The sequence below is a fragment of the Paraburkholderia sp. GW821-FHT02A12 genome (assembly GCF_059422005.1).
In genome coordinates, this window is sequence record NZ_JBWKWA010000001.1 from 3641977 (window position 1) to 3663599 (window position 21623).

Here is a 21623-nt window from a genome sequence, read left to right on the forward strand (position 1 = left end):
ACGGTGGCCGGCTACAGATCGGACCGGGACTCGTCCGGCGAGTGATGGGGCTTTGCTCAGAAGCTCAGTAGCCAATACGCTTTTCGACGTTCCGGAACCGCCCCATCGACCGATAGCGATGGAACCATGCGTTGGTACGAAGTTCACACAGGCGCGGCGAATGTTCGGCAAGCGCAGCGTTGAGCCAATGAAACATCTCGTCCGGCTGGTCGAGCCTCGCGTAAATTTCCGCAAACAGAAACGGCGACGTATAGCGCCTTTGATGCCTCGCCATCAAGTCCTGCAAATACCATTGCAGGACCTTTTTATAGCCCCCGGAGTCCCAGATCGTGCGAATAGTCTCTGCGCGGGCGAATTCGTTGCACCGCGTTAGCGCATCGATGGTCGCTTCGACAGCCTCCTGGTATTGACCCTGCTCTTCATATGCGGTTGCCAGTAGCTGATAGACAAGCGGGGAGCGGTCGCCATGCCCAGTGTTCAGGCACTCCCGAATCACTTCGTCGTATTTGCCCGCCTGTACGAGCCCAAATACGCGTGACCCTTCGAACCCGAGCGGGTCGACCTTTTCGGCACGCTCGAACTGGGCTCTGCCTTCCGCTTCTCGCCCAAGCACCAGCAGGAGTCTTGCATACAGTCGGCTCGTTTCAGCGTGGCTTGGGTTGAGCCGTAACGCCTTGAGGAACTCCTCCTCTGCCCGGTGCCAGTCCCAGTCATAGAAGTAGTGCACGCCGGCTAGCGCTTGGTGAGCCTCGGGAAGATCTGCGTCTAGCTCCAGTGCTCGCAGCGCCGCCACCCGCGCTCTCGGGTGGCCCTCCGACGGTGCACAGACCCCGTGTGTCGCCGTAGCGCCGAAGACGTTTGACATCCCCACATACCCCAGCGCGTAGGTTGGGTCCCGTTCGAGCGCGCGCTCGAAGTAGCCGCGCGCGCGAACGAAGTCCTCGTCGCTCAGCGCGTGATGCGCGGCAAACCCTGCATCGAAGTGCACGCGGCGGGTCCAGTAGTAACGGCCGCGCAGGTAGGCATCGTGCGCCGCCGGATCTACCGGTAAACGTCTCGCCAGCGTGTGCCGTTGCTGTTCCGCGAGCGCTGGCGATACCTCTTGGGCGAGCGCCGTTCCAACCTCTTTCTGGATTTCCAGCGCTCCGCTCGCCATCGGCTCATGCGCGCGACTCCAGATCTGCACCTGGTCGAAGCAACGAATCAGTTGCGCCAAAATGCGAATCCTCACGCCCTCCCGCTTGAGCGAACCTTCCAACACGTAGTCGATCGACAGCTCGCGCGCGATCTCCGCGATACTCTTGCTGCCCCGTCGGTAGCGGGCGGCAGTCGTCCTCGAAATGACAAGGATGCGCTCCGGATCGAGCATGCCTATATTGGCGGAGGTTTCGTCGGCCAGCGCGTCGCAGAAACTGTCCTGGCCGGAATCGCCGGTCTGGTTTTCGAACGGCAGGACCAGTATCCGCACGGCTTCCTGCGGGGCGGGTACCGATTCCTCCGACACGGGCCGCACGTTATTCAGGCGATAGCCTTTGCCCTTCACCGTGATGACGTGCTGCGGGTTGACTGGATCATCATGAAGCGCGACGCGAATTTTCCGGATCGCCGTATTGATGCTGTTGTCCGTTTCCCGATACGCATTTGCGCCCCACAGCGCTCTCACAATATCCACACGCGTGACGAGTTGCCCGTTACGGGATGCCATCAGGATCAGCAACTCCATCGGCAAACGCTCAAGCCTGATCTTCTCGCCTGCACGGCGCAATTCGTAGCGCTGAATGTTGAGTTCGACATCCGCAATCCTGACGGATTCTGGCGTGTTCATCTGCGCTCCTGCCATCGCGAGTTCCTGTTCGCATCGACTTCAGCGCGCCGTCGCTCGCGCTTCATCCCGAATGAAGCCGCGAATGCAAGCGCCGAGCACAACACAATGACGAGAGCGGGCGCGGGCGTCCAGTGCAGACCGGAAACGAGGATATTCGCCGCGAGCGGCGTCAGTCCCAGCGACGTGGCCAGACCGAGATTCATGGCCGTGGCAACGCCGCTGAATCGGACGTCGACTGGAAAAATTTCGGCAATCGCGCACGCGAAGGTTCCATTGGCGAGCGAGGCGACGACGCCGGCCATCAGGAACAGCACAGACAGGCTGGCGTAGTGACGGGCGGCCGCAATGAAGAAGAAGGGTGTGAACACCGCGGACAAGACGGCTCCCGACCTGAAAACATAACGGCGCGGCAACAGGTCGCCAACGTACGACGTCACGAGAATGCAGGCTGCCACGACGATCAGGTACCGTGTCTGGGCACTCGCGATCTGCTGCGCGTCGTATTGAAGCCCTTGCAGATAACTTGGCGTGAATCCGATAAAGATGCCACCCGACGCACCCACTAGCAGACACGCGGCAGCGCCTGTCGTCAAGGGAGCGAAATGGTTGCGAAACAGGACGGCAAGAGGCTCGCGATGCCGGGTGCCAATGGCCCGCGCGTATTCGTCAGTCTCAGCAAGGGTCCGGCGCAGGGCAAAGCTCAACAGCCCGACCATCCCACCAAGCAGGAAGCCAATCCGCCATCCGAACGCGTTGACTTGCTCTGCTGTGAACGCCCATTGCACTGCAAGATTAATGCTCGTCGCCAGAAGCAACGCAAGGTTGACCGCGACGAACACGATGCCGCACAGAACACCAGGCCTTCCACGCACGGTTTCAACTGCGTAGACGACTGCTCCTGGCAGCTCACCGCCCAGACAGAGACCCTGGATGAGCCGCAGCACGAGAAGAAGCGCCGGGGCAGACGCGCCCCATATAGCGTATGAAGGAAGTATTCCAATGAGGATTGTCGAAACGGAGGCGATCATCGCGGACGACACGAAGACTAAGCGCCGGCCATGCCTGTCGCCTAACCGGCCAAGGAAGATGCCTCCCACCGGCCTGGAAAGGTAGCCAATGGCCAGCACCGTAAACGACAAGGTCTCCGCCGACATGCCAGTTCGTGGTGGAAAGAACTCACTGCCGATGGTTCGTGCGAAAAATCCGAAGATGACGAAATCGAATACCTCGAGCGCTCCCCCGGTACTGGCGACCAGAATGGTCCAGCGTTGGCGCGCTGTCATGGACTCCTTTCGGATTGGGAGCGAATCGTCGAGCATGGAAATCCCTGATATCGCAAGGCACAACGACCACTTTAGGCGGACGTCGCGCCGGAGAGACGTGTTCAGCCACCGCCATGTCAATCTGGCTTCCAAGATGGCGCATGATCGTTCTGGCTCAAATATGATGGACGACAATCCACTGACACGAAAGGTCTTTAGTTTCGTCTTGTGATCCTTGATCGATGGATACGCTGGCTACTTCATCGTTACGCGAAGTTTATTGCTGCTGAGATTTCAGTCTGATTGGCAGGCTCGTCAGTTCGATATGACGCAACGTCGACGACCGTTGGCCACGATCCGCGACTGGCCGCCCTTATGGCCAAGTGCTGCCGAATAAGCGGTCGGCATAGCTTCGGCGTTCTGGCATGTCGCTGGCATCGCCTGCCGTCCACCTCGGTCAATAGACGGGCATTCTCCAGCAAGGCCATGAACAAGGAGATGCAGAGCCCAGATCTAACTCAATCCATTACGCCAGTTCAACGACCACTATGCTTCGCGCTGGCGTGCATCCGTACATCCGTGCATCGCCTCCGGAGTTAGGTCCGTGCTAAAGCGGTCATTCGCAAAGGGTTTGTCACGGTATGTTGCGAATGACAGTAGTGGCCGAGAACGTGCTGGCCGTCGCGGACTCACGGATGGCCGTTGGACCTCGGAAGCGGCCGTTGACGTGGTGCCGGCTCCAACGGCGGTTGAGGGTCGCGTGCTGCCGCTCGTGGCACGCACTGGTCGATCGCACGACGATGGGCAAGGTATGGCCCATCTCCAGCCGTTCGCCTGATACCGTGCGCGTTCCTCGGAAACCCAAGAGGAATCAGGTGCGCACACGGAATCGCGTTGTTCATCCTGTTCGGCACGCAACCGACTACGACCGATGACCCCGGAGGTACGACGTAGTCGTGCGGGAAATGCCCCGAGATATACTTCCTGCATGGAACTCGACCCCCGCGACCTCGATAAAATCAGTGCCGTCACGTTGCAGCACTACGACGCGCACGCGGAAGATTTCCGCGACGGCACGTACGACCACGACGTCACGCAGAACATCGCGGCGCTGCTGCACCATATCGAAGTCGAGCCCCCTCTTACGATCCTGGATTTCGGCTGCGGGCCGGGGCGAGATCTCAAGGCCTTCACTACACTCGGCCATTGCGCGGTCGGCCTCGATGGCGCCGAGCGCTTCGTTGCAATGGCGCGTAACGCGACTGGCTGCGACGTCTGGCAGCAGGATTTCCTGCATCTCGATTTGCCGGCCGCGCACTTTGACGGCATTTTCGCCAACGCCGCGCTGTTCCATGTCCCGAGTCAGGCGTTGCCGCGCGTGTTGCGGCAATTGCACGCGACACTGAAGCTCGGCGGCGTGCTGTTCAGCTCCAACCCGCGCGGCACGAATCAGGAAGGCTGGAGCCACGGCCGCTACGGCGTCTTCCATGATCTCGAAGCATGGCGCCGATATATGGCGGGCGCGGGATTCGTCGAAATTGAGCACTATTACCGGCCCGCCGGCTTGCCGCGTGAGCGGCAGCCGTGGCTAGCCAGCGTGTGGCGCAAGCCGGTTGCCTGAAACGCTAGGGGCTGTCACCGTATGCCCGCGTTGGGCTTGGCAGATGCTTGCGTTCAAACCGCTTTGATGCAGCGCAAAGCAGTCGATTTTCAGCACTGTCCATCGCGCAGAGAAACGGCCAGTCGTGGATCTCGCACAATCGGCAGAAGCGGGACGCCTGTCGTCGGCCGCGACAGGCAGAGTGCGGCCAGGAAGAGTCATTGCGGGAATGGAAAACTTCACCGTTGAGCGTCCGGTCAGTGTGGCATAGCGGACGTAGAAGGATTCTCGCTGTCGTTTGCTCGGACTTTGTGCCCATTTCGGGTGATGGTCCGGAATCGATCCCAGTTTGCGGTAATTGTCGTCCTCACACGCTTGCTCACACGCACATTGCATACCTTAGGGGCTCCCCTTCACCTCAACGGAGACCGTCATGCCAAAATTTGTGATCGAACGTGCCATTCCCGGAATCGGGGCCTCCAAGGCAGCCGAGCTGCAGGCCATCGCTCAGAAGTCGTGCAGCATCCTGCAGGAGCTCAGCCCGGACGTCCAGTGGGTGCACAGTTATGTGACGAGTGACAAGATCTATTGTGTCTACAACGCGGCGAGCGAGGAACTCGTCAGGGAACACGCGCGACGAGGAGGTTTTCCGGTGACCAGCGTCGCACGGGTCGCGACGATCATTGATCCGACGACTGCCGAAGCCTGATGCCAGACTTGCACGTCCGCAGGCCCTGAGAGACGATCGACTCATGGGCCTTGCGATCCACCTTCTCGGCGCGCCGCGAGTAGAGCGGGACGGCCACGTATCGCCGGCGCCGCGCGGCCACAAGGTGTGGGGCATACTGGCGTACCTGATCCGGAGCGATGTCTGCGCGAACCGAAAGCACCTAGCGGAGCTGCTGTTCGAAGACGCCGATGATCCACTGGCAGCGTTGCGGTGGAACCTAAGCGAACTCCGACGCCTGCTTGGCACCGCGGGCTTGCGTGGCGACATGCCGGAGCTTTCCCTGGAGCCAACGGCGTACGTCGATGTCGAGGTTGTGGCCCGAGGAACATGGGCAGAGGCGTTGTGCGTGCCTGGCCTAGACCGCGAATTGCTCGAAGGCATGAGCTTTTCGGGCAGTCCGTCATTCGACGTTTGGCTCGCTTGTGAACGCCGACACCTTCACGCGACCGCTGAGGCGGTCCTGCGCGAGGCCGCGTTGGCCCGTTTGGCCGCCCGTGCCTTTACCGAAGCGGCCGATCTGGCCGGTCGGCTCGTGCGCCAGAACCCCTTGGACGAGAACTTCCAGGCGCTGCTCGTGCGCAGCCTCGCCGCTGCGGGCGACGGCGTCGGTGCGGCGCGCCAAGCCGCTGCGTGCCGCGAGCTGTTCAAACGCGAGCTTGGCGTGCAGCCAGGTGCGACGCTCGAAGCCGCAATACGCACGGTCACCGCGACGCCGACCACGCCGCCCGCCATCGGTCGCGCTGCGGCCGTCGCGCAGATCGAGGCTGGAGAGGCTGCGATCGGCGGCGGCGCGCTGGATGCCGGGCTGCAATGCCTGCGGCGTGCGATTGTCGAAGCCGACGCCACCGGTGACACGGCATTGCGTACGCGTGCGCGCGTTGCTCTAGGCGGTGCGCTCGTGCATGCCGCACGCGGCCGCGATGAGGAGGGCGCCATGGCGCTGCACGAGGCACTCGCGATCGGCCAAGATGCCTCGCCGCCGCACGCAGCGGCGGCTTGCCGCGAACTTGGTTACGTCGAGTTTCTGCGCGGCCGCTACGAGCGAGCGCTGGTGTGGCTGCGGCGCGCGGCGCCGCTGGCCGGCGACGACCGCGCAGAGCAGGCACGCATCGCAATCGTGCATGGATCGGTGCTAAGCGACACCGCGCACTATGCTGCAGCGATTGCGATGCTGCGAGACGCCGAGGCGCTCGCCGACAGCGTTGGCGACCTCAAGCTGGTCACGTACGCGCTGTCGATGTTGGGGCGCGCGTTGCTGCTGCACGGTGACCTCCAAGCAGCAACCGCCGCGCTCGATCGATCAGTCACGCTGGCACAACAGGTCTGGACTGCATTTGCGCCTTGGCCCCAATCGCTGCGCGCCGAAGTCGATCTGATGCGCGGCGATGTGGGCGCCGCTGCGGAGCGGTTCGAGCATGCTTTCGCACTCGGATGTCAGCTCGGCGACCCCTGTTGGGAAGGCATCGCCGGCCGCGGCCTCGGACGCATCGCCATCGCGCGGGGTGAATCTCAACGCGCCGTCGAGATTCTTGTTGATGCCATTGCACGTAGCGTTCGCCTGCCCGATGCCTACCTCTGGGGCAAGGGCTATGCGCTCGACGTGCTGTGCGGTCTGGCGGTCGCGCACGCCATGCCTCAGGCGTCGGCCTGGATCGACGAGATGCAGAGCCTCGCCGCGCGCAGCGGCATGCGCGAACTCACCGTGCGTTCGCATCTTCACCGTGCAGCGCTCGGCGACAGAGCGAGTGCTGCCGCGGCACGGCTGCTCGCCTACGAAATCGACAATCCTGCACTGCGCGCCGTCATCGAGCTTTGAAACGCGATAACGAAGATTCGGCGCCGCATTGCTGACACGACGCGAAACCGCGCGACCGGCTGGTTCGAGTCCGGGGTGATCCCTTAGCGTTCTCGGACATTCGCTTTGCGCCGTTGGCCAGCCTTTGTCAGCGATCCGCGACTGCGTGGAAAGGCCAAGGGGCTGCCCCCGGCGTGTCTTACACGACCGTCTGCTCCCACTTTGCAAGCGGCCGGACATCATCCGAAAGCCTGACCGGCTGCTTGGGGTCGCCTGCCGTCCTTTGCCGGCGGGCAGTGACTGGCCATCAAGAGACGGTTGCGAGATCCCGGCGCACGGCTGAAGCCCGGCCTTCGCGGACGCTCGCGATCTAGCCCATCGCTCGCGTAGCAAATATCCGCTTCATGGTTCGTGGTAGTTTCGCTTGGCCCCGAGAGAACGTGACCTCGTATGTGCAGAGCTTGCCGTCCATGGGCGCGACGGTCTCTGGCGTGGTATAGACGAGTCGGTCCCCTCGAAATGCCAGGAAGCGCACCTGTCGCGTGCTGGTGCAAAGCTCGTTCCAACTACCGTCGAGGGTGTGGATAACGCGATCGGATTCAACTACATACGTTCCGACGTAGGCAAACATCGAATCGAAGAGCACAATCTTTTCTTCGTTATTGGGAGGGTTTGAGGCAGGCCGCAGTCTCCCGCTCCTTAGCATCGAGACCAAATCAAATCATTTCGCAGTCTGCGCTCTGGCCGACAAAAAGCGGCCGCCTATAGCCGGATCACGCGCAGACGGTCCAGTCGTGTGCAGTTGCACGCGTCATGTCCCGATGCCTTTTTCCGGAAACCGTCATCACTTCGGGATGCTGCTTGAGGCCGCCCTCGATCCGGAAAATCGACACATCACGCTGCATTGCGACAGCCTGTTCAGCCATCGATTGCGCGGCAGCCGTCGCCTGCTCGACCAGGGCAGCATTTTGCTGCGTGACGTGGTCCAGTTGCGATACGACGATATTGACCTGGTCAATGCCCTCCTGCTGGGAAACCGACGCGGCAGAGATTTCGCCCATGATGCCGGTCACGCGTCTCACGGCGCCAAGCAGTCCCGCCATCGCTTCGCCGGCCTGCCCGACTAGCTGGGAGCCTGTGTTCACGCGCTCCACCGAACCGCCGATCAGGTCTTTTATCTCCCGGGCGGCAACGGCGCTACGCTGGGCAAGTGAGCGCACCTCGCTTGCGACGACTGCAAATCCCCTGCCCTGTTCTCCCGCGCGAGCGGCTTCGACCGCCGCGTTTAGCGCGAGGATGTTCGTTTGAAAAGCGATGCCCTCGATGACCGCGATGATGTCCACCATCTTTGTCGAACTCTCGGAAATCTGCCGCATGGTGTCCACCACGCGGCTCACGACATCACCGCCCTTCTGCGCTTCCTCCGCCACGCTTACCGCAAGCGCATTGCCTTGTTGCACGTTCTCTGAATTCTGGCGCACCGTTGCTGCAATCTCCTCCATGCTGGCAGCCGTCTCTTCGAGCGATGCAGCCTGCTCTTCGGTGCGGCTGGACAGATCCAGCGTTCCCTGCGCAATCTCGCTGGCGGCGGAGGAAATCACCGCCCCGCCTTCCTGTATGCGTTTTACGATGTTGCTCAATTGCACTCTCATCTGTTCCAGCGACGACATCAACGTCGTTCTGTCACTGGCAGTGAAGGGTACGCGGCAGGTCAGGTTGCCGTCGGCAATTTCACGAGCCAGCTCCATCGCCTGTGCAGGTTCCCCGCCAAGCTGCCGCACGATGCTGCGCGAAATCACCACCGCAGCGACGCCACCGGCGAAGAGCGCCCCGGCACCGACAATGATCATCAACCATGTCGCCCGCGCATAGTCTTTCGCGGCGGCTGCCGCGAGATCGCTGCTTTGCTGGTCTTCAAGCGCGACAAGTTCGTCCAGCGTCGCCACCCAGGCGCGTGATTTCGGCTGAAGCTCGTCAATGATTACCGTGGTCGCTTGCGCGGTGTGATTGGCGAGCCCAAGTTCTGCCGCCTTGTTATACAGCGGCCGCGCCCCTGCGTCATGTTCCTTTAGCCTCGCCGACAACGCCCGTTCCGTATCGGACAAACCCGGATCTTCGGAAAACATGCGCTCCAGCTTCGCGGATGCATCGGCGTAAATTTTTTCCTGAGCCTTCATTCGTTCTGCATCGGGTTGCATAGCCACCGCGTCGGTCAGCAAGGCCAGATTGCGCACGGAGGCCGAGCGTGCACTTACCGATGCGCGCATTGCCTGGGCGAGGCGTAATTCCGTTATATTGACGCGCGCTATCTCATCGAGGCGATATTCGATCGCGTTAATGCTGGACAGGCCGAGTCCCAACACGATTAAAAGCAGCACGAGAACGGCTCCGAAGCCGAGGCTTAAGCGGGTTTTGACTTTCATAATCGCCACACTCTGTAGGTTTGACCGATTAGGCGCCCCGGTCCTGGCACTGTTGCAGGGGCCGCAGACATATCAGCCTCGTAAACGTTTCACCAAGGATAACGACGGTTCTGCAGGGGAACTTTAGCCGAATAATTTTGCCCCTTTTAAATAAAATCCCAAACCCGTATTCAGGTAGCAGTTACCCGTATATCGCGAAAATCCTCCGCAATAATTTTGGGAAATATCAAGAGCTAGCGCGATTCAAAATGCATTTCAGCGCTCTGTCAGATTGCGGGGTCGGTCGGATAAGATTGGGTGATGAAGAAACCGAAATCGTTCTACCACGGTCACCGTTTTCCAGCTGGCGTCATCAGCCGCGCAATGCGCTGGTATTCCGCTTCCAGTTGAGCTTGCGCGACTTCGCAGAGTTGCACTTCGAGCGCGGCATGGTCGTCATGTACGCCCCGAACAAAGTCCCCTCGGGGGACGAGACGATCCGGTGCTGGTGCGATAAATTCGGCGCGGGCTTTGCCCGCCAGGTGAAAGCAGCACGACGCAAGCCAGGCAGCACGTGGCATCTTGACGAGATGTTCGTCACGCTGCGCGGCGAACCCTACCTGCTATGGCAGTGATGTTGCCGACAGTACACTGGGTACCGCTCAGGTTCGGCCCGCAGTGGAAAACCCCAATGCAGCGTGCCGCCAGTCGTGCCGTTAAACAGGTAGCCGGGCGATACCGGCGCCCGGCACCGCGTTTTCGCATGCACTGTGCCGAAACAGACTGACTCGAGATCGCCATCACCGATCTCGTGAACGTCGGGGACTTCGTGATTGACGCCGATATGGATCACACGGAAGCGAATCGCCCGGTTAACGGGGGGAACGAGATGAGCCACGCCGCACAAGACCTGATCGAACTTCAGCGCCTCGCCCAGAGTGATGCCAGCGCGCTGACGCAACACCTGATGCGCGAAATAGCGATGAACATCATTGCACCGGGTGTCGCTGACGAGCGCGACGGTTGCTGAGTAGACAGAGCCTGCTTTTGCCATAAGAGCCTCAATACACCACAGACGCCCCAAGCGAGCGGTGCTTGATGCGCCAGAGGAGCCCGGTAGTATTGCGCCGGGAATCTCAGGATCTCCGCCTCGACAAACATATTCATGCTGCGCGCATCAGTCATGTCGTTCCCGGTTGGAAAACCGTCGAGCGGCTCGAAGATGGTCAACTTGCACCCGCTGAAATTCGGTAGAACCTCGATCACGAACGGCGGCGGTAAGCGTAGCGAAGGCGGGGCGGGAAGGCTGGCTTGCGAGCGTCGACACAAAGCCTGTGAGTCTGGAACAGATGGAACTGGCGCGGCTGCGCGCGGAAGTGGCTCGCCTGAAGATGGAGCGCGATATCCTAAAAAAGGCGGCCGCGTACCGCGCCAGGGAGTCGACATGAAACAGGCGTTCATCGAGGGTAATCGCCATCACTGGCTGGTCTCAGTTCTGTGCGAAGTGCTGGAGTTCAGCCCCAGCGGATATCATCAGCGCCAGCAACGCAATGTGCACGACAAGCCCCGTGAGCAATGATGCTTTGCCGGCACACATCAAGCCGATTCATGTACAGGTTAAGGGCGAGTACGGCTGCCCGCGCATGCGGGAGGAATTGCTCGCACGCAGCGTGCGCTTCGGCAAGGAGCGAGTTCGCAAACGAATGGTGCAACGTGGCGTCCGAGCCCGATACAAGCGCAAACACATTGCGACAACGAATTCGATCCACGCCCTGCCGGCCGCGCGTTCGCGCGGCAATGGTTCAGTTCCCCGCCTCGCCAACGGGCCGCTCGCCGAGCGAGCCACGCAGCAGCCATCCAGCGAAGCGGTCGACGTCCCGCGAGTTCGCATATGCCGATTCCCAGTCATAGATACACCGCGGATTGCGCTGAGGCGTGTAGTCGTACGCAGTCTTCATCGCGGCTTCGAACGCGAGCATTTCGGCCAGCAGGTCCGGCGGATCAAGGGGCTTCACAGGGGTCTCCGGATTCGAGCGGCGGGTCGATCACGTGCCGCATCCTTTACGGAGTCCTTGAAATTGCCGTAGTCGATGTGGAACAGGTGCGAGGCGAGCGTACCGGACACCACGCCACGCGGCAGCACGGCGTGGAACTGGTAGTAGCGCTTTGCGGGCGCGACGACCTCGACGTTCTTGCCACGGCCTCGACATCGCCCTTGCGACGCGCACGCACCGTCAGGGTGGCGGCGTCAGCCGGCGTGGCGAGGATGGAAAGGAACGCATTGTTCACACAGATCCGCATGGCAGGTCACTGTTCGTTGAGTCAGTGAGAGCATGCTGGCATGCCTGTTCACGGCCCTCAGCGGGCAATCGTACAAAAAGTGCACTTAAGCTGCGAACGGGATTCAACCAAATATCGTGCAGAAGTACCCGGCTATGGATCCCGTCCGAAATCGAACGCTTCTGGTCGGGTCGGGTAAGCCTGTACGAAAGTAGGCGTTGACTTGTTTCGCACACCCCGCATAATCCGTTCAGCCTTTCCGGTCACCACCACACAACACGGGGAATCACCATGCGAGTTTTTCTTTACGCGCGGGTCTCGACCGCAGACCAGACCACCGAGAACCAGATCAAAGAGGTTCAGGGCGCAGGCTTCACGGTCGACAAAAAGCGGATCGTTGCAGAAACCATTTCGGGATCGGTCGCGGCCAGCGAGCGGCCAGCATTCGCCAAGCTGCTCGACCGGCTCGAAGATGGCGACGTGCTGATCGTCACGAAGCTGGACCGGCTCGGGCGCAACGCGATGGACGTACGTGCGACGGTTGAAAAGCTCGCCGCGATGGGTGTGCGGGTGCATTGCCTGGCGTTGGGCGGTGCGGACCTCACCAGCGCGGCAGGCAAGATGACGATGGGTGTGCTCACGGCGGTCGCAGAATTCGAGCGTGACCTGCTGATCGAACGCACACACGCCGGTATCACGCGCGCCAAGGCCGAGGGAAAGACCTTTGGACGTCCCCCCGCCCTGTCGGCGAAGGACCGCGCCACGGCCCTGAGACGGCTCAGTGCAGGCGTATCGGTTTCGCAGGTGGCACGCGACATGAACACGAGCCGCGCGACGATCATCCGCGTGAAGCAGTCCGCATGACTCAGTGACCAATCGTCACCCCCGCCCGGCGGTTGATCGTCACGGTCACCGCAGGCGGCTTCTTCTCGTCGGCATCCAGCCCCCACGCCTTGCGTTCGCCTTCCTGAACGATCTTCAGTGACTCGGCGATGACCTTCATGTGCTTGGCTGCATCCATGTCCCTGCTCTTGATCGACGCGTAGGCCAGCGTGCGGACCGCGAGCCACTCCTTGCGGTGTGTGCTTAACACCTCCGCGCGCCGCTCTATCGCGGCATCGTGCGCGAGCTTGTGCGCGGCCTCTTCCGTCGAGTCCGCCCGAATGTGCGGACTCGACGGAAGTTGACTCGGCCGCTTTTCCGGCGTCCCAGCGACAACAGCAGGCAGCTCTGAGGCCGAGGCGGCGCCCTCCGTCTCGAACTTTGAATCCGCCGCAGCGTGCGCCCGGTCGGAGAGGGTCTGCAAATCAACGCGCCTGATCCAGCCGTTGCGAGACGCGGCCATCTGTACGGCCTGCCTTGTCGTGCCGAGGCTCTGGGCGATCTGCGTGAACGTAATCGTCGGATCCGACTCCCAAAGCGCTCGGGCGGCTTGCCACTGCAATCTGCTCACTGAGACACGGCCCATGCTTTCCCCGCGCAGAAAGTGACTGACAACCCAGTCTATCGTCACGAACACTTTTGCCCGCGGTGTTGTCACTAGCCAACGTACAAACGGCACGTGCACCGTTTCGCCCACTTTTTCAAGGGAAATCTGAGCAACGGCCCGAGCTCCGTTGTCCGTGGTCTGGCGTCAGTTCGGCTAGTCCAAATCTGCGCGACACGCAAAACGCACAGCACGAACGCGACGAAATCGGCACGTCGCCGACCTGAAAAAACGTTGACACCGGCCCCAGAACTCTAGTCGGCCTCGGGTCGTGACGCGAGTATCCACAGACATCCCCATCCCGACACGGTGATGTCATGGAAACACCGATCCGCCACAACAACTTCGGCCTGCCTCTGATTGTGCCGACCAGCGAAGCAGCTCGAATCTTGAACCGTAACTCGGACACCCTCCGGCGATGGGCTTGCCGCCGCACTGGACCGATTTCCCCTGTTCGCGTCAATGGGCGTTTGGGCTGGCGCGTATCCGACCTGCAGGCGCTTCTTGCCGGGGAGGTGAAATGAGCCGCCACCATCTGAAGCCGCCCGGAGATCCGTGGCAGCGCCCCCACCGTCTTGCACGCCAGATCGGCCACACCGTTGATCCTGCCAAGAAAAGGTTGCTTGCTCGGTCGTACTTCAACGCACTGAAGTACGCGATTAGCAAAGCCGGAGATCGGTGATGTCGGTCCATGCCATGCAAGCCGTTTGGCAGAATTTCCCGCGCGGCGGCAGCGAAATGCTCGTCCTGCTGGCACTTGCCGACTGGTGCAACGACGAAGGCAAAAGCCTCTATCCGTCGATGAAGGCTATTGCGAAAAAGTGCCGGCTTTCCCAGGCGCAGGCTCGGCGGATTGTTCACCGGTTTATTGCCGACGGCCTGGTCGAGGTACTCGCCAATCAGGCCGGTGGCAACCCCGGTCAAACACCGCAATACTGGCTTCGACTCGACAAGCTAACCCCTAGCGCCGATGCGAGGGGTTGCACAGATGCGAGGGGTTGCACAGATGCACAAGACCCCTTGCATGGATGCGCGGGACCCCTTGCACCCATGCAAGCCAAACCATCATTAACCACCAGTAGAAGCAACCACCAGAGGGACGACGCGCCTTCGTCGCGTCGTCCACCGGCATGTCCGCCTTGTCCGGTCCAGAAGATTGTCAACGCCTACCACGAGGCGATGCCGGACAACCCGCGCGTGAAGGTCGTGAACACTGCGCGCCAAAAGGCCATTACGGCACGCTGGCATGAAGCGTCACGGCTCGCCTGCAAGCCGTTCGACGGCGGCTATACGACCCAGACAGAAGGGCTTGCGAAGTGGCTCGAGTTCTTCACCACCTGTGCACGATCCGCATTCCTGACGGGCCAGGCGACCCCGCAGCCCGGCCGGCCCCCGTTCGTTGCCGATATCGACTTCCTGATGTCGCCGAGCGGCTTCGCGAAGTGCCTTGAAAACAAGTACCACCGGGAGACAGCATGAACGCAGACTCCTTTGAAAACCGAATGCATGAAGCGCTGCACTCCATCGAAATGGAGCAGGCGGTGATCGGCGGGCTGCTGCTCGATAACGCCGCGATCGACCGGCTCGGCGATCTGCGCGCCTGGCACTTCTATCGTGCCGAGCACCGCACCATCTTCGAGGCCATCTCGAAATTGATCGTCGGTAATCGCTCGGCGGACGTGCTGACCGTAATGGAGGAACTACGTGCTGCCGGAAGGCTCGAGTCGACCGGCGGCCTGCCGTACCTCAATGCACTGGTACAGAACACGCCGGGCAGCGCGAACGTCACGCGCTATGCCGGGATCGTGATTGACCGCTGGAAGCTGCGCGGCCTGCTTGCTGCGGCTGACGAAGTACGCGCGCTTGCGTTCGCGCCCAGGGGCCGCGACGTTTCGGAAATCATCAGCGAGGCGCAGGCGAAGTTTGAGCCGCTTGCCGAATCGCGCTCCGAAGGGCCGAGATTCATCCACGAGTATCTGGTGCCGGTCGTCGAGGAAATCGATGACCAGTCGCACGGCGTGCTGCCGAACGTCATCGCCACCGGCTTTCGCGATCTGGACAAGAAGCTCGACGGCGGCATGAACGCAGGCGAACTGATCGTCATGGCCGGACGCCCGTCGATGGGCAAGACCGCGCTCGCCATCGGCATTGGCGCTCACGTGGCGCGCAAGGTCGGCCCGGTGCTGGTGTGCTCGCTGGAAATGCCGGGCAGACAACTGACCCAGCGCAGCCTTGCGCGCGACGGTCGCATCCCCTTGCCACACATCAAGAACGGCACGCTGATGACGAAGACGGACTTTGAAAATCTGGCGAAGGCCACCGAAGGTCTGGCGGCTCTGCCGATGCTGATCGACGAAAGCGCCGCCCTCTCGGTGGCCGAGATTACAAGCCGCAGCCGCGCCGTGAAGCGCCAGCACGGGCTAAGTCTGATCATCGTTGACTACATCGGTTTAATGACCGGCGGCGACGGCGAAAACCGCACGCAGCAGGTCGGCTCGTTCTCACGGGGGCTGAAGGGCCTCGCCAAGCGCCTCGACGTACCCGTCATCGCATTGTCGCAACTGAACCGTGGCGTAGAAAACCGGATGGACAAGCGCCCGACCATGGCGGACCTGCGCGAGTCCGGCGAGATCGAGCAGGACGCCGACGTGATCCTGATGTTGTACCGAGACGAAGTGTATTACCCCGATTCGCCCGATCGCGGCACGGCGGAAATCATCATCGCCAAACAGCGTAACGGCGAGACCGGCATGACGCGCCTTGCGTTCATTGGCGCACACGCGATGTTTGCAGACCTCGCACCCGGCTACGTGCCGGCACCGCGCAGCAAACCGCAACAGTCGAGAGGCTTCGACGAATAAGTGGAGAGGCCATGCTCGAGGGACTGATTTCTGGAAAGCTGTTCGGCAAGCCGTTGGAGCGCACCGCAGCCAGCGGCAAAACATATGTCACTGCGAAGGTCCGTGCGCAAGCCGGCGACGAATCAGTGTTCGCGAACGTCATCGCGTTTGCCGGTTCGGCGAAGGAAGCACTCATGGCGTTGGACGATGGTGACGCAGTATCGATTGCGGGCAGCCTGGTGCCCAAGGCCTGGATTGACAGGCATGGCGAGGCGAAGACATCCCTCGATTGCGTCGCACAGCAAGTGTTGACCGCCTACCACGCCGGCCGGAAAAAGCAGGCGATGAAGCGCGAGGGCGGTGGGGCTGGCCCCGGCAAACACCTTGGTTTGAGGCAATTAGAAGCGCTTGCCGGCGTCGATGACGACCTCGGCTTTTGACACTCTCCCAGGAGCACCCCGATGATCTCTTCCTCCGGAATTTCCGCCGAAATTCGCACGGCGATCCACAACGCGATCGCCACTTTGAAGGCCCAGGGTCATACGACCATCAAGTTCTCCGATGTCACCCGCACCGCGTTCGCGGCGCTGCAGGACACCGGAGCGCCGCCGATCACGTTCGAGCAGCTGGACGGTCTCGTGGAGAGCGAGTTGAACGAGCTGTGGGCGCCGGAAATCGTGGCCGCAGAGATCATCGCGCGGCCGCTTCCGCTGTCCGCTACGGACGCCGAGCGGCTGCTGCGCGCGCAACAGCGTATCGCCGACCGGCTGGTCGACCTGAAAGCCGAACTGCGGCGACGCGGACTACGTTGATCGCGAACGTGCCCGAGGCCCGAGCGCCTGGCGATCGAGATCCGTTGCCGCGCCGAACGGCGCATCGGGCAGATGCTGAAAGACATGACGCGCGGCGGCGAAATGTCTGAAGGTGGCAGGCCGAAAAGCGAAACGCACAGCGCGGTGCTTTCGGAAAAAAACCGGTACCACGACGGTACCGGTTTTTCGCCAACGCTCGCGAAGCTGGCCGTGCCCGCGCTTGCGCAGAAAAAACCGTCGAGGACCACGACAGTTATCTCGCCGACGCTCCCGAACACCCTCACCGGTCGACCGCGCACAGGCCGTCCAGCCAGCCGGAATGCCCGACGCGTTAAAACGGCCTGCGTGCCGCAGATGCAGAGCAGCAAAACCTCGCGTAATCAGCGATGTGCAGGTCTTCGTGCCCGGTTATACACAGGCTTATCAAGCGTTTCTGGGGAAAAGTCCCCAGAGTGGGTGCCCGATGGTGCTTGTCCCGCGGCCGGCACCTCGGCACCAGCGTGCACGGCCACACGCACCCGGGTGGCTGCGTGGCGGCGACAAGACCGGGCCACCGGGCTGAAGCGCGACCTATTGCGCGCGCAGGGTCCGCCGCGCGCTCGCGCATGCGGCGAGCGTGTCAGTCAAGGTGTAAAGCGTCGCATTCCCGGAGTTATCCCGAGCAAGGACTGCGTAAACTGTCCCGTCGGCCTCCTTATGGTGTGTCGTGAAAACGGTAAGCACCACCTGGTGCGACGCGGCAATTTGCGGGAGCAAAGCGATGAATTCTGTCGGCGCTACCGTCAACGCTTCGCATGGCGAGTCCTTGAGGTCGACATTGATGGAATAGCCTGGCGCGGCGTGACCAGTCGCGGAGACTTGCTCCGGGTTCCCGAAACCTGCCTGGTGCACCTTGGCTATGGCTTTCGCCGCGCTCGCGCGATCCTTGAACGGGCCGGCACGTAGCAGCACCTGGTCAGAGCCGTCGTCCTGTTTTCTGTGTTCGACATACGCGGGCACGCCCACCGCCTTGAGCTTCGAGACCCATTCCAGCGCGACCTCATCGTCATCAAATGTACCGAGCTGCACGGCGAAACGGCTACCCGCGGGGGCGCTCGCCGGGCTGTTCTCCGCAGTGACGTCGGTATCCCCCGACTCGGTCATGGCCAGCGTCGCGCGCGACGCGTCCGTGTAGACGATGTTCCCCTCCTGTACGGAGACGCTGCCATGGTCTGTCGAAACGTGATGGCCAAGCCATGGCAAGCTTATTTGCGGGAATTCGTGATCGCCAATCGCGGCGAGAGCGACCAGCGCAACAACGCCAATGGTGGCAACGGCTAGCCGCTTTCCTGACTGGTTCCCGGATCCGGGTACTGGCGATTCAGCGACAGGCTCCAGCGTGCCAACAGCGTCCACGTCGTCTGCAGGTTGATCCACACGCTCCAGCCGGTTGAGCAGCGCGACATTGTGTTTCCGGACCCATCCAAGTACCAGGAAACAATCGACGATCACCCATAGCCCTACCAGCGCGAGCGGGACGTATCCGACGAGCAGCCATGTCGAGGCGATGCCGACAAGAAAGAGCAGGAGCTGCAGCCCACCCGTTAAGAATCGTCCCGTATAGAAACGGTGGGCCCCCGTCATCCCGAAGAAAAAGCACAGCACAAAGGCAAGCGCCCCGCTCTTTTTTTGCGCGTCATACAGCATGTACTCGCGCATGCCCATGTCTTTCATTTTTCCTTCCAGCACTTTCATTTTTGACGGCGCGATATGCTCGGACCGTCAAAAACGAGCTTATCCTCACACCAATATAGTTCGTTAACGTCACAGATCAGGCTTGATCCCGCGCTGCCGGAGAATTTCGGTGCAAGACAGGGCCGGTGCGTTGTCCGGACGCCCAGCCATCGCCGGAATGCCAGACGCGTTAAGACGGCCTGTGTACCCGCTTGCGGGACGAAGCAGGCCCGATGGGCCACCAGCCTGGGTTGAGTAGGGCCACGCACCCGGCTATCAAAGGGGGGGCTCAATTTGAGACCCCCTATTTGATTTTCCGAAGGGTAGACCGAAATGGTCGCCCCCTTGATGCCCTTCGTAAGGGGGTGTCGATCTGACACCCCTTTGCATCACCCGTGCCGTACAAGGCCTCGCAGGGTGCATCACTTTGATCATCCCCTTTGCTGTACAAGGCCTCGGCGATCTACCTCAAGGTCGAGGCTGGCTGGCACCAGCGCGCCGGAATGCCCGACGGGTTGAAACGGTCTGTGTGCCGCTCGCGGGGTCGGGTAGGTCGGGGATGGGTCGCCGGCCACCCTGCCAGCCCCGCCACGGCCCGGAAAACGGGCTGGGGAGCGCCCAAGGCGGCGCGCGCTGCTCCCCCGCGCCAAGCGACAGCTCGAGCAGCGCGCTGACGGTGATCCACCTACTGAAAAGCCAGAATAGCCACATCCGCGCTTATGTAAGACGATTCTCGTCATACGGGGGATAACGATGAAGACCAAACTTTGCGGCGCACTGTGCGCGATGACGCTCTTCGCGCCAGCCGCGCACGCGGGACTATTCGGGCCAAGCGACTACTACGGCTGCGTGCTTGACAGGATGACCGACGTCCAGAACGACTACGCAGCGAACGCGATCGTCGTTGGTTGTAATGCAGAGTTCGACTGGCGGGCTCCCGTCAAACGGCGAACTGGGCCATTTGCCCGATATGCATCAGGCAACGAGTGTTTTTTGGATAAAGGTAAGGCACTGGCCAGCGGGCTCGGCGCCCGGGTGGTTCTTTTCGCGTGCCACACACTCTACGACCCGCCCCCGCCCTTCGATCCATCAACGGCAGTGCCAGTGAACTGAAGCGCTGTGAATTCCCCGCGTCGACCGGGCTCCAGACGGGACGGAAATACCGCGCTAAAGTCAAACTCGTCTCGATCCCCTCGACGACGCCGGGCGCGATATCCAAGGCTTCGTTAGGCCACAGGAAAATCGCGCCGCCGCTCTTGCGATGTCCTGCGAGCAGCCTGCGCGGTTTGTCGATAAACCGCAGGCGTTCTCGGACACAGGCCATACCATCCCGCCTTTGCGGATGGAACAGGTATCGCCCATCGGGATGAGGTCGCGGCCGTAGCTTGCGAGGGCATCAGCGTGCCGCGCGGCTACTTGGACCTTCGCACGCAACCGGTCGGCCTCCGCACGCAATTGGCTCACGTGAAAATTGACGTCTTCCTGCGTCATCCACTCCAGCCGTTGTACGCAGGCGCCTTTACCGTCTTTGCACGGCACGGTATACATGCCCCTTAACAAAGTGTCCATACCAGCTCCTTGAGTTTATGGTAATCGTGACTATCCATTCCGGCGGAGATACTCCCCGGTCACATACAAGATTCAGACAGGCGCGGGCTTAGTAATCAGTGCCGGTCGCGCCCTGCACCAGCTTCAGGCTCGGTGACGTCGCCAGCGCGTCGAGTTGCGACATGGCGAGCGGCGGCAACAGCGTTTCGGCACTCGGCAGACTCGCAAAAAAGGTTTGCGCTTCGCTGGATTGCAAAACGCCAATCAGCAGTTCGGTTTGCCGCTCAAGTTGCCATTTTTCGATGCTGTACTTCGCGTCCTTCGCCATCGCATCGATGCGGGCGATCGCAAGCGTGCGCAGTTGGGTGCGTCGGGAGGCGGAGGCGTTCGCGCCGCGAGAACACATATAACTCGAGATTTTTGGGCGGAATTCTTCGCGGATACCTAGTTCCTGGCAACGGCGCGCGAGTTCCGCATCAGCGGCGGCGGCCGCTTCCTCCGCCGTGCGCACCAGATCGCGGCATAGCTCGTCCTCAGCCTTGAATACCGTTGAAAGCTCCTGTTCGGCTTCAGCGCGCAGTGCCGCTGCTCTCTTGTCTGCGTCTGCCTTGCGGACGCGCACGATCTTGCGCAAGTGATCGCGCAGCTCGTCGCGTTCCTTTGACGTCATCTTCTGTTGTGCCGTGTCGCCCATACGACCTCCTGGTCCTGAAGCAATCCCCCCGCTATCCTCTGCATCGTTCTTAATCGTTCTTAAAGGCACGCCGCAACGCGCGGCGCGTGTCATCTACAGGGTTGATCAGGCCATGGGTCGCGACTTCAGCGCGGTGCCGTCGAGAAGCGCTTGCAAGTCGTCGACGCGCCAACCGAGCCGATTACGGCCGATGTGAACTGGGCGAATAGGCCCACCGCAGCAAGACCACTTTCTCAAAGTCTGTTCAGCGAGATTCAGGACCTCGGCTGCCTCGGCGGTCGTGAGGATTACAGGCAATCCCGCACGCCGGAGCTGTCGATTGGTTGCCATTGAATTACTCAAGCGTTGACTGGTCCCTTGATCTTAGTCCGTGGCACGAGGCCGCCGAGCAGGGTCCGCGCGCGGTTTTCGCGTGGTTTTTCGGTGCAATTTAGTCAGGAACTTCGGATTTCTGCGCGAGCCGCAGGACTTGTGAGGGTCTGTAATTTTTTTGAGTATTTGTAACAATGCACGCACGAATGCGCAGCAATGTCGAACGTCGCACTTATGGGAAATAATGTAAGGTCCATGTGATCCGGGCGCGGTCCGGATGTTGCCAATTTGCGCTGGCCCGCCACACTTCAGAGAGTCCAAGTC

20 protein-coding genes and 4 pseudogenes are annotated in these 21623 nt (G+C 61.3%); 13 read left to right on the forward strand and 11 right to left on the reverse strand.

All coding sequences use genetic code 11. From position 1 onward, the window contains the following. Window positions 1–64: 64 nt before the first annotated feature. Window positions 65–1825, reverse strand: coding sequence for a winged helix-turn-helix domain-containing protein (locus tag AC07WT_RS16610; RefSeq protein WP_494947798.1), 1761 nt, complete (start codon window positions 1823–1825; stop codon window positions 65–67). Continuing rightward, window positions 1822–3144: an MFS transporter gene (locus AC07WT_RS16615; protein ID WP_494947799.1), complete on the reverse strand. Its 1323-nt coding sequence runs from the start codon at window positions 3142–3144 to the stop codon at window positions 1822–1824. The genes AC07WT_RS16610 and AC07WT_RS16615 overlap by 4 nt, the downstream gene beginning before the upstream one ends. Window positions 3145–4075: 931 nt before the next feature. Between AC07WT_RS16615 and AC07WT_RS16620 the strand changes: the two genes are divergently transcribed. The 3 genes from AC07WT_RS16620 (at window position 4076) to AC07WT_RS16630 (ending at window position 7233) form a co-directional block, all read left to right on the forward strand. Then, entirely contained in the window at window positions 4076–4708 is a 633-nt protein-coding gene (locus tag AC07WT_RS16620; protein ID WP_494947800.1) for a class I SAM-dependent methyltransferase, read from the forward strand. A gap of 412 nt (window positions 4709–5120) precedes the next feature. Then, window positions 5121–5396, forward strand: coding sequence for a DUF4242 domain-containing protein (locus tag AC07WT_RS16625; RefSeq protein WP_494947801.1), 276 nt, complete (start codon window positions 5121–5123; stop codon window positions 5394–5396). Window positions 5397–5439: 43 nt separating this feature from the next. Continuing rightward, a complete protein-coding gene (locus tag AC07WT_RS16630) occupies window positions 5440–7233 on the forward strand; it encodes an AfsR/SARP family transcriptional regulator (RefSeq protein WP_494947802.1) in 1794 nt (597 codons plus the stop codon). 349 nt (window positions 7234–7582) lie between these two features. Here AC07WT_RS16630 and AC07WT_RS16635 read toward each other — a convergent pair whose 3' ends face one another. Both AC07WT_RS16635 and AC07WT_RS16640 read right to left on the reverse strand, forming a co-directional pair. Next, complete coding sequence (locus AC07WT_RS16635) at window positions 7583–7918, reverse strand: lipocalin-like domain-containing protein (RefSeq protein WP_494948442.1); 336 nt, start codon at window positions 7916–7918, stop codon at window positions 7583–7585. A gap of 67 nt (window positions 7919–7985) precedes the next feature. Continuing rightward, window positions 7986–9635 (reverse strand): methyl-accepting chemotaxis protein, encoded by a 1650-nt coding sequence (locus tag AC07WT_RS16640; protein ID WP_494947803.1) that lies wholly within the window; start codon window positions 9633–9635, stop codon window positions 7986–7988. Window positions 9636–9935: 300 nt separating this feature from the next. Here AC07WT_RS16640 and AC07WT_RS16645 point away from each other — a divergent pair. Further along, window positions 9936–10246 (forward strand): annotated as a pseudogene (locus tag AC07WT_RS16645) (transposase family protein); the annotation flags it as partial. Here the strand turns inward: AC07WT_RS16645 and AC07WT_RS16650 are convergent. Continuing rightward, complete coding sequence (locus AC07WT_RS16650; RefSeq protein ID WP_494948468.1) at window positions 10231–10668, reverse strand: hypothetical protein; 438 nt, start codon at window positions 10666–10668, stop codon at window positions 10231–10233. The pseudogene AC07WT_RS16645 and the gene AC07WT_RS16650 sit on opposite strands and share 16 nt — an antisense overlap. A gap of 235 nt (window positions 10669–10903) precedes the next feature. Between AC07WT_RS16650 and AC07WT_RS16655 the strand changes: the two are divergent. Then, a pseudogene (locus AC07WT_RS16655) lies at window positions 10904–11398 on the forward strand (IS3 family transposase); the annotation flags it as partial. 18 nt (window positions 11399–11416) lie between these two features. Here the strand turns inward: AC07WT_RS16655 and AC07WT_RS16660 are convergent. Next, the gene (locus AC07WT_RS16660; RefSeq protein ID WP_494947804.1) at window positions 11417–11629 is read right to left on the reverse strand and encodes a hypothetical protein; all 213 of its coding nucleotides are present in this window, start codon (window positions 11627–11629) and stop codon (window positions 11417–11419) included. Between the two features lie 556 nt (window positions 11630–12185). On the opposite strand from AC07WT_RS16660, the gene AC07WT_RS16665 reads away from it, so the two are divergent. Continuing rightward, the gene (locus AC07WT_RS16665; RefSeq protein WP_494947805.1) at window positions 12186–12758 is read left to right on the forward strand and encodes a recombinase family protein; all 573 of its coding nucleotides are present in this window, start codon (window positions 12186–12188) and stop codon (window positions 12756–12758) included. Between the two features lies 1 nt (window position 12759). Here the strand turns inward: AC07WT_RS16665 and AC07WT_RS16670 are convergent, their stop codons facing one another. Beyond that, entirely contained in the window at window positions 12760–13413 is a 654-nt protein-coding gene (locus AC07WT_RS16670; protein ID WP_494947806.1) for a hypothetical protein, read from the reverse strand. 284 nt (window positions 13414–13697) lie between these two features. On the opposite strand from AC07WT_RS16670, the gene AC07WT_RS16675 reads away from it, so the two are divergent. The 5 genes from AC07WT_RS16675 to AC07WT_RS16695 all read left to right on the forward strand — a co-directional run bounded on the left by AC07WT_RS16675 (window position 13698) and on the right by AC07WT_RS16695 (window position 17032). Next, entirely contained in the window at window positions 13698–13904 is a 207-nt protein-coding gene (locus AC07WT_RS16675) for a helix-turn-helix domain-containing protein (RefSeq protein ID WP_494947807.1), read from the forward strand. A gap of 157 nt (window positions 13905–14061) precedes the next feature. Continuing rightward, window positions 14062–14859, forward strand: a complete 798-nt coding sequence (locus tag AC07WT_RS16680; protein WP_494947808.1) for a helix-turn-helix domain-containing protein — start codon at window positions 14062–14064, stop codon at window positions 14857–14859. Beyond that, window positions 14856–16241 (forward strand): replicative DNA helicase, encoded by a 1386-nt coding sequence (gene dnaB, locus AC07WT_RS16685; RefSeq protein WP_494947809.1) that lies wholly within the window; start codon window positions 14856–14858, stop codon window positions 16239–16241. The genes AC07WT_RS16680 and dnaB overlap by 4 nt, the downstream gene beginning before the upstream one ends. Before the next feature lie 11 nt (window positions 16242–16252). Further along, window positions 16253–16660 (forward strand): single-stranded DNA-binding protein, encoded by a 408-nt coding sequence (locus tag AC07WT_RS16690; protein ID WP_494947810.1) that lies wholly within the window; start codon window positions 16253–16255, stop codon window positions 16658–16660. 21 nt (window positions 16661–16681) lie between these two features. Beyond that, the gene (locus AC07WT_RS16695) at window positions 16682–17032 is read left to right on the forward strand and encodes a hypothetical protein (RefSeq protein WP_494947811.1); all 351 of its coding nucleotides are present in this window, start codon (window positions 16682–16684) and stop codon (window positions 17030–17032) included. Window positions 17033–17908: 876 nt separating this feature from the next. On the opposite strand, the pseudogene AC07WT_RS16700 reads toward AC07WT_RS16695, so the two are convergent. Both AC07WT_RS16700 and AC07WT_RS16705 read right to left on the reverse strand, forming a co-directional pair. Further along, window positions 17909–18187: pseudogene (locus AC07WT_RS16700) on the reverse strand (SPOR domain-containing protein); the annotation flags it as partial. A gap of 375 nt (window positions 18188–18562) precedes the next feature. Further along, window positions 18563–18766: pseudogene (locus AC07WT_RS16705) on the reverse strand (TM2 domain-containing protein); the annotation flags it as partial. Between the two features lie 732 nt (window positions 18767–19498). Here AC07WT_RS16705 and AC07WT_RS16710 point away from each other — a divergent pair. Beyond that, a complete protein-coding gene (locus AC07WT_RS16710) occupies window positions 19499–19858 on the forward strand; it encodes a hypothetical protein (protein WP_494947812.1) in 360 nt (119 codons plus the stop codon). A 60-nt stretch (window positions 19859–19918) separates the two neighbouring features. Here the strand turns inward: AC07WT_RS16710 and AC07WT_RS16715 are convergent, their stop codons facing one another. Then, window positions 19919–20314 carry a hypothetical protein gene (locus AC07WT_RS16715; protein ID WP_494947813.1) on the reverse strand — a complete coding sequence of 132 codons (396 nt, stop codon included), beginning with the start codon at window positions 20312–20314 and terminating at the stop codon, window positions 19919–19921. An 88-nt stretch (window positions 20315–20402) separates the two neighbouring features. Beyond that, window positions 20403–20987, reverse strand: coding sequence for a hypothetical protein (locus AC07WT_RS16720; RefSeq protein ID WP_494947814.1), 585 nt, complete (start codon window positions 20985–20987; stop codon window positions 20403–20405). A gap of 150 nt (window positions 20988–21137) precedes the next feature. Between AC07WT_RS16720 and AC07WT_RS16725 the strand changes: the two genes are divergently transcribed. Further along, a complete protein-coding gene (locus tag AC07WT_RS16725) occupies window positions 21138–21320 on the forward strand; it encodes a hypothetical protein (RefSeq protein ID WP_494947815.1) in 183 nt (60 codons plus the stop codon). Window positions 21321–21623: the final 303 nt, after the last annotated feature.